The organism is Actinocorallia aurea (assembly GCF_054783995.1).
Genome location: NZ_BAAGPQ010000002.1, coordinates 314,973 through 329,157, shown reverse-complemented (window position 1 = coordinate 329,157; position 14,185 = coordinate 314,973). Strand labels below are relative to the sequence as shown.

At 71.2% G+C, this 14,185-nt stretch carries 16 protein-coding genes, 1 tRNA gene and 1 riboswitch; of the genes, 8 read left to right on the top strand and 9 right to left on the bottom strand.

Annotated features, from left to right (window positions below; translation table 11 throughout):
* Positions 1-41: 41 nt before the first annotated feature.
* Together ACYVOM_RS01760 and ACYVOM_RS01755 are read right to left on the bottom strand one after the other, a co-directional pair.
* Positions 42-785 (bottom strand): CbtA family protein, encoded by a 744-nt coding sequence (locus ACYVOM_RS01760; protein WP_460301399.1) that lies wholly within the window; start codon positions 783-785, stop codon positions 42-44.
* On the bottom strand, positions 785-979 hold the full coding sequence (locus tag ACYVOM_RS01755; protein WP_460301398.1) for a CbtB domain-containing protein: 195 nt from the start codon (positions 977-979) through the stop codon (positions 785-787). Before ACYVOM_RS01755 ends, ACYVOM_RS01760 begins: the two co-directional genes overlap by 1 nt.
* 2 nt (positions 980-981) lie before the next feature.
* A riboswitch (adenosylcobalamin (AdoCbl) riboswitch) is annotated at positions 982-1,123 on the bottom strand.
* A gap of 125 nt (positions 1,124-1,248) precedes the next feature.
* On the opposite strand from ACYVOM_RS01755, the gene ACYVOM_RS01750 reads away from it, so the two are divergent.
* The 4 genes from ACYVOM_RS01750 to ACYVOM_RS01735 all read left to right on the top strand — a co-directional run bounded on the left by ACYVOM_RS01750 (position 1,249) and on the right by ACYVOM_RS01735 (position 5,711).
* Entirely contained in the window at positions 1,249-2,298 is a 1,050-nt protein-coding gene (locus tag ACYVOM_RS01750; RefSeq protein ID WP_460301397.1) for a 3-isopropylmalate dehydrogenase, read from the top strand.
* A 188-nt stretch (positions 2,299-2,486) separates the two neighbouring features.
* On the top strand, positions 2,487-3,578 hold the full coding sequence (locus tag ACYVOM_RS01745) for a branched-chain amino acid aminotransferase (RefSeq protein ID WP_460301396.1): 1,092 nt from the start codon (positions 2,487-2,489) through the stop codon (positions 3,576-3,578).
* Between the two features lie 261 nt (positions 3,579-3,839).
* Complete coding sequence (gene cimA / locus ACYVOM_RS01740) at positions 3,840-5,414, top strand: citramalate synthase (RefSeq protein WP_460301395.1); 1,575 nt, start codon at positions 3,840-3,842, stop codon at positions 5,412-5,414.
* 18 nt (positions 5,415-5,432) lie between these two features.
* Positions 5,433-5,711: a GNAT family N-acetyltransferase gene (locus tag ACYVOM_RS01735; protein ID WP_460301394.1), complete on the top strand. Its 279-nt coding sequence runs from the start codon at positions 5,433-5,435 to the stop codon at positions 5,709-5,711.
* 106 nt (positions 5,712-5,817) lie between these two features.
* Here ACYVOM_RS01735 and ACYVOM_RS01730 read toward each other — a convergent pair whose 3' ends face one another.
* Entirely contained in the window at positions 5,818-6,180 is a 363-nt protein-coding gene (locus ACYVOM_RS01730) for an antibiotic biosynthesis monooxygenase family protein (protein WP_460301393.1), read from the bottom strand.
* A gap of 380 nt (positions 6,181-6,560) precedes the next feature.
* On the opposite strand from ACYVOM_RS01730, the gene ACYVOM_RS01725 reads away from it, so the two are divergent.
* The 3 genes from ACYVOM_RS01725 (at position 6,561) to ACYVOM_RS01715 (ending at position 8,758) form a co-directional block, all read left to right on the top strand.
* Positions 6,561-7,793 (top strand): cellulose binding domain-containing protein, encoded by a 1,233-nt coding sequence (locus ACYVOM_RS01725; RefSeq protein ID WP_460301392.1) that lies wholly within the window; start codon positions 6,561-6,563, stop codon positions 7,791-7,793.
* Between the two features lie 25 nt (positions 7,794-7,818).
* Positions 7,819-8,586 (top strand): fumarylacetoacetate hydrolase family protein, encoded by a 768-nt coding sequence (locus ACYVOM_RS01720; RefSeq protein ID WP_460301391.1) that lies wholly within the window; start codon positions 7,819-7,821, stop codon positions 8,584-8,586.
* A 100-nt stretch (positions 8,587-8,686) separates the two neighbouring features.
* Positions 8,687-8,758: transfer RNA gene (locus tag ACYVOM_RS01715), tRNA-Gln, on the top strand.
* A 2-nt stretch (positions 8,759-8,760) separates the two neighbouring features.
* Here ACYVOM_RS01715 and ACYVOM_RS01710 read toward each other — a convergent pair.
* The 3 genes from ACYVOM_RS01710 to sigJ all read right to left on the bottom strand — a co-directional run bounded on the left by ACYVOM_RS01710 (position 8,761) and on the right by sigJ (position 10,258).
* On the bottom strand, positions 8,761-9,042 hold the full coding sequence (locus tag ACYVOM_RS01710; RefSeq protein WP_460301390.1) for a hypothetical protein: 282 nt from the start codon (positions 9,040-9,042) through the stop codon (positions 8,761-8,763).
* Positions 9,039-9,236 carry a hypothetical protein gene (locus tag ACYVOM_RS01705; RefSeq protein ID WP_460301389.1) on the bottom strand — a complete coding sequence of 66 codons (198 nt, stop codon included), beginning with the start codon at positions 9,234-9,236 and terminating at the stop codon, positions 9,039-9,041. Before ACYVOM_RS01705 ends, ACYVOM_RS01710 begins: the two co-directional genes overlap by 4 nt.
* Positions 9,237-9,316: 80 nt before the next feature.
* Positions 9,317-10,258: an RNA polymerase sigma factor SigJ gene (sigJ, locus tag ACYVOM_RS01700; protein ID WP_460301388.1), complete on the bottom strand. Its 942-nt coding sequence runs from the start codon at positions 10,256-10,258 to the stop codon at positions 9,317-9,319.
* Positions 10,259-10,372: 114 nt separating this feature from the next.
* Here sigJ and ACYVOM_RS01695 point away from each other — a divergent pair, with 114 nt between their 5' ends.
* Complete coding sequence (locus ACYVOM_RS01695; protein WP_460301387.1) at positions 10,373-11,500, top strand: LUD domain-containing protein; 1,128 nt, start codon at positions 10,373-10,375, stop codon at positions 11,498-11,500.
* 168 nt (positions 11,501-11,668) lie between these two features.
* Here ACYVOM_RS01695 and ACYVOM_RS01690 read toward each other — a convergent pair whose 3' ends face one another.
* Genes ACYVOM_RS01690 through ACYVOM_RS01680 form a run of 3 tightly spaced genes read right to left on the bottom strand, consistent with a single transcriptional unit; the run spans position 11,669 to position 14,180 of the window.
* The gene (locus ACYVOM_RS01690; RefSeq protein WP_460301386.1) at positions 11,669-12,301 is read right to left on the bottom strand and encodes a 3-oxoacid CoA-transferase subunit B; all 633 of its coding nucleotides are present in this window, start codon (positions 12,299-12,301) and stop codon (positions 11,669-11,671) included.
* Positions 12,301-12,996: a 3-oxoacid CoA-transferase subunit A gene (locus ACYVOM_RS01685; protein ID WP_460301385.1), complete on the bottom strand. Its 696-nt coding sequence runs from the start codon at positions 12,994-12,996 to the stop codon at positions 12,301-12,303. Before ACYVOM_RS01685 ends, ACYVOM_RS01690 begins: the two co-directional genes overlap by 1 nt.
* Positions 12,993-14,180 carry a thiolase family protein gene (locus ACYVOM_RS01680; protein WP_460302328.1) on the bottom strand — a complete coding sequence of 396 codons (1,188 nt, stop codon included), beginning with the start codon at positions 14,178-14,180 and terminating at the stop codon, positions 12,993-12,995. Before ACYVOM_RS01680 ends, ACYVOM_RS01685 begins: the two co-directional genes overlap by 4 nt.
* Positions 14,181-14,185 lie beyond the last annotated feature (5 nt).

Sequence of the window (14,185 nt, the reverse complement as noted above, 5' to 3'; positions counted from 1 at the left end):
CGGTCAGGCCGGCAGGGCCGCGGTCGGCACTGTCGGCAGGGTCAAGCCGGCACGGGCCGCGGTGCAGGCGCCGCGGCGCGGACGCCGAGGAGCCCGAAGACGACGCCGAGGGACGTCCAGAGGATGACCGCCGAGGCCGCGGCCAGGATCCGGAAGTCCCACAGCAGCTCCGGCGGCACCGGGAGCTCGTCGGGATCGCCGGGGATCAGGAAGAGCACCGCGAGCCCCGCGACCGGCACCGCGCCGGTCGCCAGGTGCCTGAGGTGCGCGGGCTTGTCGCGCAGCGCCGCGTCGACCCGCCACGCGACGAACATCGCGGCGAGGCCGATGACGATCGCCGCGACCCAGGTGAGCGTCCGCTGCTGCAGGGTCCCCTCGTCGCCCACCCCCGGCGGGTTGGGCGGGAAGCGGACGAACGGGAGAAGCCAGTAGCCCGTGAAGGCGGCTCCGGCGAGCGTCAGGGCACGCCGCCAAGGATGTTCCGCCGACGTGCGGCGGAACACGGCCCAGTAGACGGCGGCGAAGATGATGCCGAAGGCGATGCCCGCCCCCACCGAGGCCAGGACGAGGCCGAGGTGCTGCTCGGAGCGGGTGAACACCTCTTCGGCGTGCTCGTGGATTCCCGCCGCTGCGGCTTCGGCGGCCGAGCGCTCCCCTTCCAGCTCGACCGCCCGGTCCATGACCGGTTCGGCGACGAGGAAGGCGAAGCCGCCCGAGATCAGGCCGGCGAGGGCACCGGCGATGACACCCCGGCCGACGAGCCGGGGGAGGGGTTCGGCGGCCATCAGTGGCAGGGGGCGCCGAAGAGGTGCCTGCCGTCGTGCGCGAGCTCGTGCAGGACGGTCTGGGGGGCGAAGAAGAGCGCGTAGAGCGTGGCGAACGCCACGGCGAGCGCGAATGCGAGGAACACGTAGGTACGGAGATCGCTTACGGCGGCCGACTGCGCGCCGGTTGCCACCGTGGTCTCGGGAGTGTTCATGGTTCTCCTTTCGGGGTGCCTCGCCCCGAATCAGGGAGGACGACGGGTCAGTGTTCTGACTCTCCGGACGCGGCCGGATCACAGTGGCGGGACCGTCCCGGATTCTCACCGGGTTCCTGCACACCGTCGCCTCTGTATTGATTTGTCCCTTGGAGGGTCCTCTGTCGCCGGGCCGTCCGTCAAGCGCGGACATCTCGGGCGTCTCGTGAGGTGTTCTGAAATGTGAGACGGATGCCCGATGACTGAGACGAATGCACTAGGATGCCGCCATGGCATCCCGCAACATCCGACTCGCAGTCGTCGCAGGTGACGGCATCGGCCCCGAGGTCGTCGCCGAAGGCCTGAAGGTCCTCGACGTGATCGCCGGCCAGTACGACCTGTCGATCGAGCAGACCGCCTACGATCTCGGCGCCGCCCGGTGGCACCGGACCGGCGAGGTCCTCCCGGACTCGGTCCTGGAGGAGATCCGCGGTCAGGACGCCATCCTTCTCGGCGCGGTCGGCGACCCGACCGTCCCGTCGGGCACCCTGGAGCGGGGGCTGCTGCTCAAGCTGCGGTTCGCCCTCGACCACTACGTGAACCTGCGCCCGGTCAAGCTGTTCCCCGGCGTCTCGACCCCGCTGGCGGGCGTCGCCCCCGAGGACATCGACATGATCGTCGTCCGTGAGGGCACCGAGGGGCCGTACACCGGCGTCGGCGGCGTCGTCCGCAAGGGCACCCCGCACGAGGTCGCCACCCAGGAGAGCGTGAACACCGCCTTCGGCGTCGAGCGCGTCGTGCGGTACGCCTTCCAGATCGCGGCCACCCGGCCCCGCAAGAAGCTGACCCTGGTCCACAAGGACAACGTCCTCACCTTCGCCGGTGAGCTGTACCAGCGGATCATGAAGCAGGTCGCGGTGGAGTTCCCCGAGGTCGCCACCGACTACGTCCACGTCGACGCGGCCACCATGTTCTTCGTGAACAACCCGTCCCGCTTCGACGTGATCGTCACCGACAACCTGTTCGGCGACATCATCACCGACATCGGCGCCGCGATCGCCGGCGGCATCGGCCTGGCCGCCTCCGGCAACGTCAACCCGGACAAGACCGCGCCGTCGATGTTCGAGCCGGTCCACGGCAGCGCCCCCGACATCGCCGGGCAGAGCAAGGCCGACCCCACGGCCACCATCCTGTCCGTCGCGATGCTGCTGGAGCACCTCGGCCTGCCCGAGGCGGCGCGCAAGATCGAGAAGGCCGTCGGCGAGGACCTCACCGAGCGCTCGGGCGCGCGCAGCACCCAGCAGATCGGCGACGACATCGCCAAGCGAGTAGCCGGGTAGGCGGCAGCCGCCTGGTCCCCCTCAAGGGTCGTCAGGACGGGCGTGCCGCGGACGCGGCGCGCCCGTTTTCGGTTTTTCCGGGTGTGTCCGCGTCACCGAGAAGGTCCAGGTCGCGTGAACGTGAGACAGAGCACACAATGGAGAGCACCGGAGGTCGTTCCCCGGTGACCCGGAAGAGGTTTGGACAAATGATCGAGTTCACCGTCAAGCTCGCCGAGCAGCGCAAGTCCCCGGAGGAGCTGGAGAAGCTGCTGGCCGAGCCCGGGTTCGGGCAGGTGTTCACCGAACACATGATCACCATCGAGTGGGACACCGAGCGAGGCTGGCACGACGCCCAGCTCCGGCCGTACGGACCGCTCTCCCTGGACCCGGCCACCAAGGTCTTCCACTACGCCCAGGAATTGTTCGAGGGCATGAAGGCCTACCGCCAGCCCGACGGCTCCATCGTCAGCTTCCGGCCCGAGGCCAACGCCGCCCGCTTCAACGTCTCCTGCCGCCGCATGGCCATGCCGGAACTGCCCGAGGAGACCTTCCTCGAGGCGCTGCGCCTGCTCGTCGACGCCGACAGGGACTGGGTGCCCACCCGCGAGGGCCACAGCCTGTACCTGCGGCCGTTCATCATCGCGACCGAGACCGGCATGGGCGTCAACTACCCCTCGTCCAAGTACCTGTTCTGCGTGATCGCCTCGCCGTCCGCCGCGTACTTCTCCGGCGCGATCAAGCCGGTCTCGGTCTGGCTGTCCACCGAGTACACCCGCGCGGCCCCCGGCGGCACCGGCTTCGCCAAGTGCGGCGGCAACTACGCCGCGGCCTTCGTCGCCCAGCAGGAGGCCGTCGCGCAGGGCTGCGACCAGGTCGTCTGGCTCGACTCCGCCGAACACCGCTGGGTGGAGGAGATGGGCGGCATGAACCTCTTCTTCGTCTACGGCTCCGGCGCCGACGCGCGGATCATCACCCCGCCCACCACCGGCACGATCCTTCCCGGCATCACCCGCGACTCCCTCCTCCGCCTCGCACCCGACCTCGGGATCAAGGTCTCCGAGGAGCCGATCAGCGTCGAGCAGTGGCAGGCCGACGTCGCCTCCGGCGCCCTCACCGAGGTCTTCGCCTGCGGCACCGCCGCCGTCATCACCCCCGTCGGCCGCGTCAAGGGCGCCGAGGGCGAGTTCACCATCTCCGAAGAGGGCGGCCCCGTCACCCTCCGTCTTCGCGAGGAACTCGTCGGCATCCAGTACGGCAACCGCCCCGACCCCTACCAGTGGATCACGAACCTCGCCTGAACGGTCTCGAAGGAGCGGGCTTGACGCGCACGCGTCAGGCCCGTCTCACTCTCCGGACGGCCAGTGATGTGCGTCTCGTAATCTGAGATTCATGTGACGGGGCTGTAACACGTGTGGCAGACTGCGGAGCACTATGCGCTCCGGCCTGATCATTATCGGACGGCGCGTCGGCTAAAAGGACATCGCCGGCGCGCAGACCTCTCACGTCCCGTGGGGGGTCTTTTTGTTTCGCCGGACCTTGCGATCTGAGGGGCACCACCCATGAGTGACGGCTTTCACGTCTACGACACCACCCTGCGGGACGGCTCCCAGCAGGAGGGCCTCAACCTGACCGTCCAGGACAAGCTGGTCATCGCGCGGCATCTGGACGACCTCGGCGTGAGCTTCATCGAGGGCGGCTGGCCCGGCGCCAACCCCAAGGACACCGAGTTCTTCCGGCTCGCCCGGACCGAACTCGACCTCAAGCACGCCAAGCTCGCCGCGTTCGGCGCGACCCGCCGGGCCGGTCTGAAGGCCGCCGACGACCCGCAGGTCGCGGCGCTGCGCGACTCCCGCGCCCCCGTCGTCACGCTCGTCGCCAAGGCCCACGACCGGCACGTCGAGCTGGCCCTGCGCACGACCCTCGCCGAGAACCTCGCGATGATCCGCGACACCGTCGCCCACCTGAGGGCCGAAGGCCAGCGCGTCTTCGTGGACGCCGAGCACTTCTTCGACGGCTACAAGGCCAACCGCGCCTACGCCCTGGAGGCCGTCCTGGCCGCCGCCGAGGCCGGCGCCGACGTCGTCGCCCTCTGCGACACCAACGGCGGCATGCTCCCCGACGAACTCGCCGAGGTCGTCCACGACGTGGTCTCCACCGGCGCCCGCGTCGGCATCCACTGCCACGACGACTCCGGCTGCGCCGTCGCCAACTCCCTCGCCGCGGTCCGGGCCGGCGCCACCCACGTCCAGGGCTGCGCCAACGGCTACGGCGAGCGCTCCGGCAACGCCAACCTCTTCACCGTCGTCGGCAACCTCCAGCTCAAGCGCGGCATGGACCTCGTCAGCGAGGGCCAGCTCGCCGACATGACGCGGATCGCGCACGCCGTCTCGGAGGTCACCAACATCACCCTCGGGTCGCAGCAGCCCTACGTCGGCTACTCGGCGTTCGCGCACAAGGCCGGCCTGCACGCCTCCGCGATCAAGGTCGACCCTGACCTCTACCAGCACCTCGACCCGGCGCGCGTCGGCAACGACATGCGGATGCTCGTCTCCTCGATGTCGGGCCGTGCCTCGGTCGAGCTGAAGGGCAAGGAGCTGGGCTACGACCTCTCCGGCGAGAAGGCCGCCGAGGTCGTCACCCGGGTCAAGGACCTCGAATCCCGGGGCTACACGTTCGAGGCCGCCGACGCGTCCTTCGAACTGCTGCTGCGCGAGGAGCTCGCGGGCGCCAAGACGTCCTACTTCAAGGTCGAGTCGTGGCGCGTCATCGTCGAGCAGCGGCCCGACGGCACCCAGGTCAGCGAGGCGACCGTCAAGGTGCACGCCAAGGGCGAGCGGATCGTCGCCACCGGCGAAGGCAACGGCCCCGTCAACGCCCTCGACATGGCCCTGCGGGTCGCGCTGGAGCGGCTCTACCCCGAGCTGGCGTCGCTGGAGCTCGTCGACTTCCGGGTCCGCATCCTGGAGGGCTCGCACGGCACGGACGCCATCACCCGCGTCCTCATCGACTCCTCCGACGGCAAGGCCGAGTGGGGCACCGTCGGCGTCGGCGAGAACATCATCGCCGCCTCGTGGGAAGCCCTCGAAGAGGCTGTGACGTATTGCCTGCTCCGCGCGGGTTACGACGCTTCCTGAACTGGTAGAAATCCGATCATGCCCAAGGTAGCGGACAACCCGCAGCACAACAGGTACGAGATCTTCACCGACGACGGGGAGCCGGCCGGCTTCTCCACCTACTCGCTGCGCGAGGGCGTGATCACGTTCCTGCACACCGAGATCGACATGGCCTTCGAAGGACAGGGCCTCGGCAGCAGGCTCGTCGGAGGCGAACTCGACGACGCCCGCGCCCGCGGCCTCAAGGTCGTCCCCCGCTGCCCCTTCGTCAAGGAGTACATGTCCCGCCACCCCGAATACGAAGACCTCCGAGCCTGACCCCGCGGCCCAGCGCCCCTCCGCCACTCGGCGAAGGGGCGCTCGCCTTATTTCCGCCCGGCGGCGCGGGGCGGTCGTCGGCCGGCGGAGCGAGCCGGCCCGCCGCCTACTTGGGCTCCACCTTCTGGATGACCTCGAAGCCCCAGAGCTCGGCGCCCGTGGAGGCTGGGCCGCCGTGGCCGTGGCCGTGGCCGTGCCCGTGGCCCTCGCCGGAGGCCTGGGCGTCCGCGGCGGCCTTGGCGTGGCCCTGCACGAAGGCCGAGCTCTTGGTCCAGTTCTCGAAGTCCTCCTCGCTGCGCCAGCGGGTGTAGACGAGGTACTTGTCCGTGCCGTCGGTGGGGCGGAGCAGTTCGAAGCCCTCGAAGCCGTCCGACCCCTCGACGAGCCCTGCGCGCGCGCCGAAGCGCTTCTCCAGTTCGGCGCCCATGCCTTCGGGCACCGTCAACACGTTGATCTTCACCACGGACATGGCAGGCCTCCTCACCACGTCGCGCGGGCCCCATGCCGGCGCGACGCCCCCACGCTATAGGCCGGGCCCGCCGAGCATCCGACGGCGCTGTGGATAACCCTCTCGGAGCTTCTCGCCCCGCGCGCTTGCGGGCCGTCGCCTCGCGTCCCGCTACAGGAGCGCCCTCTGGAGCGGAAGGCGCACGAGCGCCGCGACGGGAGTCGAATCCATGCCGGAACAGGGGATCCGGCACGGCGTCCGTGCGTTGGAGACAGGGGAGAGGGGACTTCCGGTCAGAGGCCCGCGGCGGGCGGATGGCGGCGAACTCCGGATGGCCGAGGGGCGTCCCACTCCGTGGACGCGTTCGGGAGGAGTCGGGGTTGGGCGGCAAGAAGGATCGGGTGACCCGCAGGGATCTGCCCCTGCCGGGCAGGCGGGCCCGCGCGAGGGCGCGTCGCGAGGCCCCGCCGGAGACCGTGCCGGAGGCTCCGAGGGAGTCCGAGACGGAGCCCGACGCGACGCTCACCGACCGCACCCCCGAAACCGAGCCCATGGCGGAGACCCCTTGGGGGACCCCGGTCCCGCCCGCGCTCCCCGGCACACGAACGGTCGTGGAGGCCGCCTCCGCGATGTCTCCGCGCGACGACGCGGAGCGGACCACGGTGGACGCCCCGCCCGAGGCGGCCGAGCCTCCCGATCAGACGATCGTGGACGCCGCGCCGAAGCAGCGGGACATACCCGTCGCGGGCCACGGCATCTCCGGCAAGACGAACGTCGACGGCCAACGGCGCGTCCCCAGGCCGAGGCCCCCGGAGAGCGGCGTAGGCGACGAGACCGTCGTCGATCGAAGGGCCGCCGCCGAGACCGTCGGCCAAGGAGGCGCCGCCGACGCGCGGACCGAGAGCGGACTTCCCGGGCTGCCGCCCAGGCCGCAGCCCGACGTGGTGTTCGGCCCGATCGTCGGAGCGGACGACGAGACGGGCCCGCAGCCTCCCCTCCCCGTACTGATGGGCCTCCTCGGGCGGACCCAGACCCCGGGCGGCGCCGACGAGGAGACCCTCCGCCCCCGCAGCGACCGGCGCGTCCACCCGCCCATCTCGCCGGTCCTCGCCGAAGCGCTCTACACGCCGCCGCGGCCCAAGGCGAAGATCGGCCTGGTCATCCCGGGGGTGATCGCCACGGGCCTGCTCGTCATCGGGGCCGTCGCGGCCCTCATCTGGCCGCAGACGCCCGGAGGCCCGCAGCGGGCCCCCACGTCGGGGGCCGCCCCCACCACCGCTGCACCGGCGAACCAGAACGCGCAGACCATTTCGGGGGTCACCCCCGGTGGCGTCCAGGTCGTCTACAAGACGGTCGAGGTCTCCACCGGCTACTTCGAGGGCACCCTCACCCTGACGAACGGCTCATCGGACCCCATCCCGTCCTGGACCCTGACGTTCGCCTACCCCGGCGCCTACATCCGCAACGTCTGGGGCGGCAGGCTCACCGACCCGGGCAACGAGGTCACCATCGTCAGCGACGCCGAGACGTCCCCGATCGCCCCCGGCCGGAGCGTCGAGATCAGGTTCGGCGGCGGCGGAGCCCCGTCGCGCCCCCAGGACTGCGCGTTCGGCGGCACACCCTGCGGGTTCTGACCGCGCCCTGTGGAAAAATGGAACGATGCGCATCGCAAGGTTTGCCGTCGGGGAAGAAGTCGCTTTCGGGGTCGTCGAGGGTGAGGAGATCGCGGTCATCTCCGCGCACCCGCTCCTCGGGGACATCACGTTCACGGGGGCCCGCTTCCCGCTGGCGGACGTGCGGCTGCTCGCGCCGATCATCCCCAACAAGATCATCGCCATCGGCCGCAACTACGCCGAGCACGCCCGCGAGATGGGCAACGAGCCGCCCGTCGAGCCGCTGATCTTCAGCAAGCCCTCGACCTCGGTGATCGGCCCGAACCAGACCATCCTCTACCCGGAGAAGCTGTCCCAGCGCGTCGACTACGAGGGCGAGCTCGCCGTCGTCATCGGCCGGGTCTGCCGCGACGTGTCCGTCGCCCGCGCCCACGAGGTGGTCTTCGGCTACACCTGCGCGAACGACGTCACGGCCCGCGACCTCCAGAAGAAGGACGGCCAGTGGACGCGCGCCAAGGGCTTCGACACCTTCTGCCCGCTCGGCCCGTACCTCGTCACCGGCGTCGACCCCTCCGACCTCGCCCTGCGCACCCTGGTCAACGGCCAGGTCCGCCAGGACTCCCGCACGTCCGCGATGGTCCACGACATCCCCAACCTCATCGCCCACATCACCCAGGTGATGACCCTCCTGCCCGGCGACGTCATCCTCACCGGCACCCCCGAGGGCATCGGCCCCCTGGAGATCGGCGACACCGTCACCGTCGAGATCGAGTCCCTCGGCACCCTCTCCAACCGCGTCGTGGCCAGGGACTGAACAGGCGTCCGCGCAATCGTTTTGGCGACCACTCCCGAAGTCCTGTAAGCTTCCAGAGGTCGCCAGGGAGCCCCCGGAAACGGGAAGCCCCCAAGCGCGATGGGGTATGGTGTAATCGGCAACACGACTGATTCTGGTTCAGTTATTCTAGGTTCGAGTCCTGGTACCCCAGCTTCACAGCCTGACCTGCGGCGCGTCTCTCCCAAGAGGACGCGCCTTCGTCATTCCCGGGCCTCTGCGGGAGCGCATTGCGGGCGCCCTGGTCAGCACATAGGCGATTTGCAGCGCGTCGCCTAGGCGGAGATCTGCGGGGGCGGCGAGCAGTTCGCCGAGGGCGGTGAGGACGGCGATGGAGGTCTGCTGGCCGATCGACCAGGCCGTCAAGGTGCGGGCGATGAGGTGTTCCGGGGTCTGTTCGAGCCGGTAGGTGGCGAGCACCGGGGTGTACAGGCTCATGTGACGATGATGGCCAGCTCGACGGCCATCACGGTGGCGACCGGTCCGAACAGGCCGATCGCCGCTCCGCCCAGCGGTGGCCCGACCGCGATCAGCGGCAACGCCCCGCACCCCAGCCCGGACCCGTAGGCGCTCACCGCGTACTCTGCCCACAACCAGCCGAACCGCCGGCCCAGCCGTCTCCTGCCCGCCATGCTCCGCGCGCTCCCTCGACGTCCACTCGACGTCCACTCCGACAACCCGATGTGTCACGGCGTCCGTCGCAGAGTTGGGATCAGGGGGTGGTCCAGGAGTGAAGTTTGTCCGGGTTGCGGACCGCCCAGATGTGGGTGATCCGGTGACCGGTGATGTTGAAGGTGTAGACGGTGACGGTAGTGCCGTTCAGCTGGGCCACCAGGCCGGGGAGGCCGTTGACGGTGCGTTCCAGGACGGTGAGGGCGGGGGCGGACTCGGCGATGTGGAGGTAGGCGCGGGCGATCTGGGCGGCGCCGACGACGGGCTCCAGGATGGACAGGGCCTTGCCTCCGCCGTCGGCGATCCAGACGGCGTCGGGGTCGAGCAGCCCGAGCAGGGCGCCGATGTCGTTCGCCTCCCAGGCGGCCTTGAAGTTCCGGACGACCGCCGCGTGCGCGGCGCTCGGGCCCGCGTCGGCCCGCGCCGCGCGGATCCGCCGCCGGGCCGAGGAGGCCAGCTGGCGGCAGGCCGCGGGGCTGCGTCCGACGATCTCGGCGACCTCGGCGAAGGGGTAGCGGAAGACGTCGTGCAGGACGAACGCGACGCGCTCGGCCGGAGTCATCGATTCGAGTACGACGAGGAAGGCCATGCTCACCGACTCGTCCATGGTGATCCGCTCGGCCGGATCCATGCCGCCGCCGGAGGCGCCCCCGGTGAGCCACTCGGTCGGCTCGGGCAGCGGTTCCGGGACCCATTCGCCCACGTATGTCTCCCGTCTCGCCCGTGCCGAACCGAGCAGGTTCAGGCAGATCCGGCTGGCCACCGTCGTCAGCCAGGCGGCCGGGACCTCGATGTCCGCCCGCCCCGCTTCGGTCAGCGCGTACCAGCGCATGTAGGTCTCCTGGACGACGTCCTCGGCGTCGGCGAGTGAGCCGAGCATCCGGTAAGCCAGGTTGATCAGCCGCTGCCGTTCGTCCATGACCACGTCCTCGCCGTTCACGCGTACCCGGTCCTCGCCGCTCGCCCGCATCTGAATGTCCACACCGTCTTCGACCGGACAGGCCGCCGGAATGTCAGGCCGGCGCCGGCCTCACATTCCGGGCGGCCGCGTGGTCGAAGGGGCGAAGACGAGTGAACCCCATGGCAGGAGAGAACGATGACCGATTTTCAGGCCGCGGCCGACCGGATCGAGATCGACGCGCTGCGCGCCGAGTTCACCGACGCGGTGATGATGCGCGACCGTGCGCGCCTGGCCGCTCTGTTCACCGACGACGGCGTGCTGCGCATGCCCAACGTGCCGATCGAGCTGACCGGCCGGGAGGAGATTTACGTAGGCCGCGAGCGGTTGCAGGCCCAGTGGGACTTCTTCGTGCAGAACACGCACCCTGGCGCGGTGGTGATCGACGGCGACACCGCGACGGGCCGGGCCTTCGTGTACGAGCTCGTCCGCCTCCGCAACGGGCTCGAAGGCCAGAACTTCGCGGTCTACCACGACAGGTACCGGCGGACCCGGGAGGGCTGGCGGTTCGCCGAGCGGGTCTACGAGGTCAGATACCTCGACACCACCCCGCTCGGCGGCTCCGCGCCCGCGGCTCCGGCCGGCCGGGCCCCGCACGAGCACGACGATGCCCCGAGCGCGCCGGCGCCCGGACCCGACTCGCCCGTGTCCGCTTCCGGGCCCGACTTCGCCGCGCCCGCGCCCGCGGCGCGGCTGGAGCGGGCCGCGGCGGCGCTGCGGGAGCACGGGTTCGCCGTCGAGATCCTGGACGACGCGGCCGCCGCGCGCGGCCGGATCGGTGAGCTCATCGCGGCGGGAGAGTCGGTCTTCACCGGGGCGAGCGAGACGCTGCGGCTGTCCGGCATCGAGGAGGACCTCAACGGCGGCCGCTACGACGCGATCCGGCCGCGGGCGACGGCCCTGGACCGGGCCACCGAGGGCGCCGAGATCCGGCGGCTGATCAGCAGCCCGGACGTCGTCGTCGGCAGCGTCGCCGCGGTCACCGAGACGGGCTCGCTGCTGGTCGCCTCGGCCAGCGGCAGCCAGCTGCCGGCCTACTCCGGCGGCGCGGGCCGGGCGATCTGGATCGTCGGCGCGCAGAAGGTCGTGCCCGACCTGCCGACCGCGATGCGCCGCCTGGAGGAGCACGCCCTGCCGCTGGAGGACGAACGGGCCCGGAAGGCCTACGGCACGCCGGGCGCGGTCAACAAACTGCTCGTGCTGCACGCCGAGCCGCACCCGGGCCGCGCCACCGTGCTGCTGCTGCGCGAGGCCATCGGCTTCTGATCCCCGGGCCGGGACACGCCGACCCCGGCGGACCGCACGGTCCGCCGGGGTCGCCGGGCATCCGGTCCTTCCAAGAGCAGGACGCCGAGGCCCGCGGCGGAGGCGAAGGGCTCATCGAGCAGCAGGACGCAGGGGTCGCGCCAGCCGGTGTTCGGCGTCGGCGCGGCCTCAGCCGGTGAGCAGCGGGACGTCCAGGCGGGAGCGGAGCTCCTCGGCGGGGGTGCCGAAGGATTCCAGGAGTCGGACGCCCCCGGGGGCGATCTCGAAGACGGCGTGGTCGGTGTAGACACGGCTGACGCAGGCCACGCTCGTCAGGGGATAGGTGCAGGCGGGCACGAGCTTCGGGCTGCCGTTCTTCGCGAACAGGGTCATCATCACGTAGACCCGCTTGGCGCCGATGGCGAGGTCCATGGCGCCGCCGACGGCGGGGATCGAGCCGGGCTTGCCGGTGTCCCAGTTGGCGAGGTCGCCGCCGGCCGAGACCTGGAAGGCGCCCATGACGCAGACGTCGAGGTGGCCGCCGCGCATCATGGCGAACGAGTCGGCGTGGTGGAAGTAGGACGCGCCGGGGAGTTCCGTCACGGGGACCTTGCCCGCGTTGGTGAGGTCGGGGTCGAGGTCGGAGCCCGAGGCCGCGGGGCCCATGCCGAGCATGCCGTTCTCGGTGTGGAGGACCACGCCGAGGGAGGCGGGGAGGTGGTCGGCGACCTTGGTGGGCTGGCCGATGCCCAGGTTGACGTAGCTGCCCGGGGCGATGTCCTGGGCGACCCGGGCGGCGAGTTCGTCGGGGTTCAGAGGCATCAGCGGGCTCCCTGCACGGTGTAGTGGCGCGGTTCGACCTGGACGATCCGGTCGACGTGGATGCTCGGGGTGACGACGGCCTCCGGATCGAGCGCGCCCACCTCCACGATCGAGGCGACCTGGACGACGGTGGTCGCGGCGGCCGTGGCCATGACGGGGCCGAAGTTCCGGGCGGTCTTGCGGTAGACGAGGTTGCCCATCGTGTCGGCGATGTGCGCCGAGATCAGGGCGACATCACCCTTGATGGGGTATTCGAGCAGGTAGTCGCGTCCGTCGATCGTGCGGGTCTCCTTGCCCTCGGCCAGCGGGGTGCCGACGGCCGTCGGGCTGTAGAACGCGCCGATTCCGGCCCCGGCCGCCCGCATCCGCTCGGCGAGGTTGCCCTGCGGGACGACCTCGAGTTCGATCTCGCCGCGCCGGTAGAGGTCGTCGAAGACGTAGGAGTCGACCTGCCGGGGGAAGGAGCAGAGGATCTTGCGGACCTGCCCGGCCTTGAGCAGCGCGGCGAGGCCGACCTCGGCGTTGCCCGCGTTGTTCGACACGATGGTGAGGTCCCGCGCGCCGTGCCGGATGAGCGCGTCGATCAGGTCGAACGGCATCCCGGCGAGGCCGAAGCCGCCGACGAGCACCGTGTCGCCGTCCTTGACGACGCCCACGGCCTCGTCGGGCGTCGCGAGGATCTGGGTCTTGCTCACGCTGCTTCTCCCGTCACGTTCTCCAGGACCACGGCGAGGGCCTGGCCCACGCCGATGCAGATCGCGGCCACGCCGTAGCGCTCGCGCCTCTCGACGAGGACCTTGGCGAGCGTGCCCAGGATCCGGGCGCCGGACGCGCCGAGCGGGTGGCCGATCGCGATCGCGCCGCCCCTGGTGTTGACGATCTCGGGGTCGATCCGCCAGGCGTCCACGCACGCCAGCGACTGGACGGCGAAGGCCTCGTTCAGCTCGACCGCGCCGACCCTGTCCCAGCCGATCCCGGCCCGCGCCAGCGCCAGGTTCGCGGCCTCGACCGGGGCGAACCCGAACATCTGCGGCTCCAGCGCGAACGCGCCGCGCCCCGCGATCCGGGCGAGCGGGTCGAGCCCGATCCGGCCGGCCGCCGCCTCGGAGCCGAGGAGCACCGCGGCTGCCCCGTCGCTCAGCGGCGAGGCGTTGCCCGCGGTGATGGTGCCGTCCGGCCGGAAGCTCGGCTTGAGCCCGGCGAGCCTCTCGGGTGTCGAGCCGGCCCGGATGCTCTCGTCCCGGTCCGGCTCGACGCCTTCGACGGGGATTACGAGATCGTCGTAGAAGCCTTCGTCCCACGCGGCGGCCGCGAGCCGGTGCGAGCGCGCGGCGAAGGAGTCCTGCCGCTCGCGGGGGATGCCGAACCGCTCCTGGAGCCGCTCGTTGCACTCGCCCAGCGAGACCGTCCACTCGGCGGGCATCCGCGAGTTGACGAGCCGCCAGCCGAGCGTCGTGGAGACCGCGGTGGTGTTCCCGGCGGGGAAGGCTCGGTCCGGCTTCGGCAGGACCCACGGCGCCCGGGTCATCGACTCGACGCCGCCGACGAGGACGACGTCGGCGTCGCCGGTGTCGATGGCGCGCGAGCCGATGATCGCGGCGTCGAGCGAGGAGCCGCACAGCCGGTTGACGGTGGTCGCGGGCACCGACACCGGCAGCCCGGCCAGCAGCCCGGCCATCCGGCCGACGTTGCGGTTGTCCTCGCCCGCCTGGTTCGCGCAGCCCCAGACGATCTCCCCGATCTCCGACGGGTCCAGCGCGGGCGCCTTGGCGAGCACCCCGGTGACGGCGGTCGCCGCGAGGTCGTCGGGACGGACGCCGGAGAGCGCCCCGTTGAACCTGCCGAACGGTGTGCGGGCCGCCGCGTAGACGAAAGCCATGTCCC

What these genes read in the sequence shown, in the direction of transcription:
- ACYVOM_RS01760 (WP_460301399.1), bottom strand. Translation starts at nt 785, where the DNA reads ATGGCCGCCGAACCCCTCCCCCGGCTCGTCGGCCGGGGTGTCATCGCC.
- ACYVOM_RS01755 (WP_460301398.1), bottom strand. Translation starts at nt 979, where the DNA reads ATGAACACTCCCGAGACCACGGTGGCAACCGGCGCGCAGTCGGCCGCC.
- ACYVOM_RS01750 (WP_460301397.1), top strand. Translation starts at nt 1,249, where the DNA reads ATGGCATCCCGCAACATCCGACTCGCAGTCGTCGCAGGTGACGGCATC.
- ACYVOM_RS01745 (WP_460301396.1), top strand. Translation starts at nt 2,487, where the DNA reads ATGATCGAGTTCACCGTCAAGCTCGCCGAGCAGCGCAAGTCCCCGGAG.
- cimA (WP_460301395.1), top strand. Translation starts at nt 3,840, where the DNA reads ATGAGTGACGGCTTTCACGTCTACGACACCACCCTGCGGGACGGCTCC.
- ACYVOM_RS01735 (WP_460301394.1), top strand. Translation starts at nt 5,433, where the DNA reads ATGCCCAAGGTAGCGGACAACCCGCAGCACAACAGGTACGAGATCTTC.
- ACYVOM_RS01730 (WP_460301393.1), bottom strand. Translation starts at nt 6,180, where the DNA reads ATGTCCGTGGTGAAGATCAACGTGTTGACGGTGCCCGAAGGCATGGGC.
- ACYVOM_RS01720 (WP_460301391.1), top strand. Translation starts at nt 7,819, where the DNA reads ATGCGCATCGCAAGGTTTGCCGTCGGGGAAGAAGTCGCTTTCGGGGTC.
- ACYVOM_RS01710 (WP_460301390.1), bottom strand. Translation starts at nt 9,042, where the DNA reads ATGAGCCTGTACACCCCGGTGCTCGCCACCTACCGGCTCGAACAGACC.
- ACYVOM_RS01705 (WP_460301389.1), bottom strand. Translation starts at nt 9,236, where the DNA reads ATGGCGGGCAGGAGACGGCTGGGCCGGCGGTTCGGCTGGTTGTGGGCA.
- ACYVOM_RS01695 (WP_460301387.1), top strand. Translation starts at nt 10,373, where the DNA reads ATGACCGATTTTCAGGCCGCGGCCGACCGGATCGAGATCGACGCGCTG.
- ACYVOM_RS01690 (WP_460301386.1), bottom strand. Translation starts at nt 12,301, where the DNA reads ATGCCTCTGAACCCCGACGAACTCGCCGCCCGGGTCGCCCAGGACATC.
- ACYVOM_RS01680 (WP_460302328.1), bottom strand. Translation starts at nt 14,180, where the DNA reads ATGGCTTTCGTCTACGCGGCGGCCCGCACACCGTTCGGCAGGTTCAAC.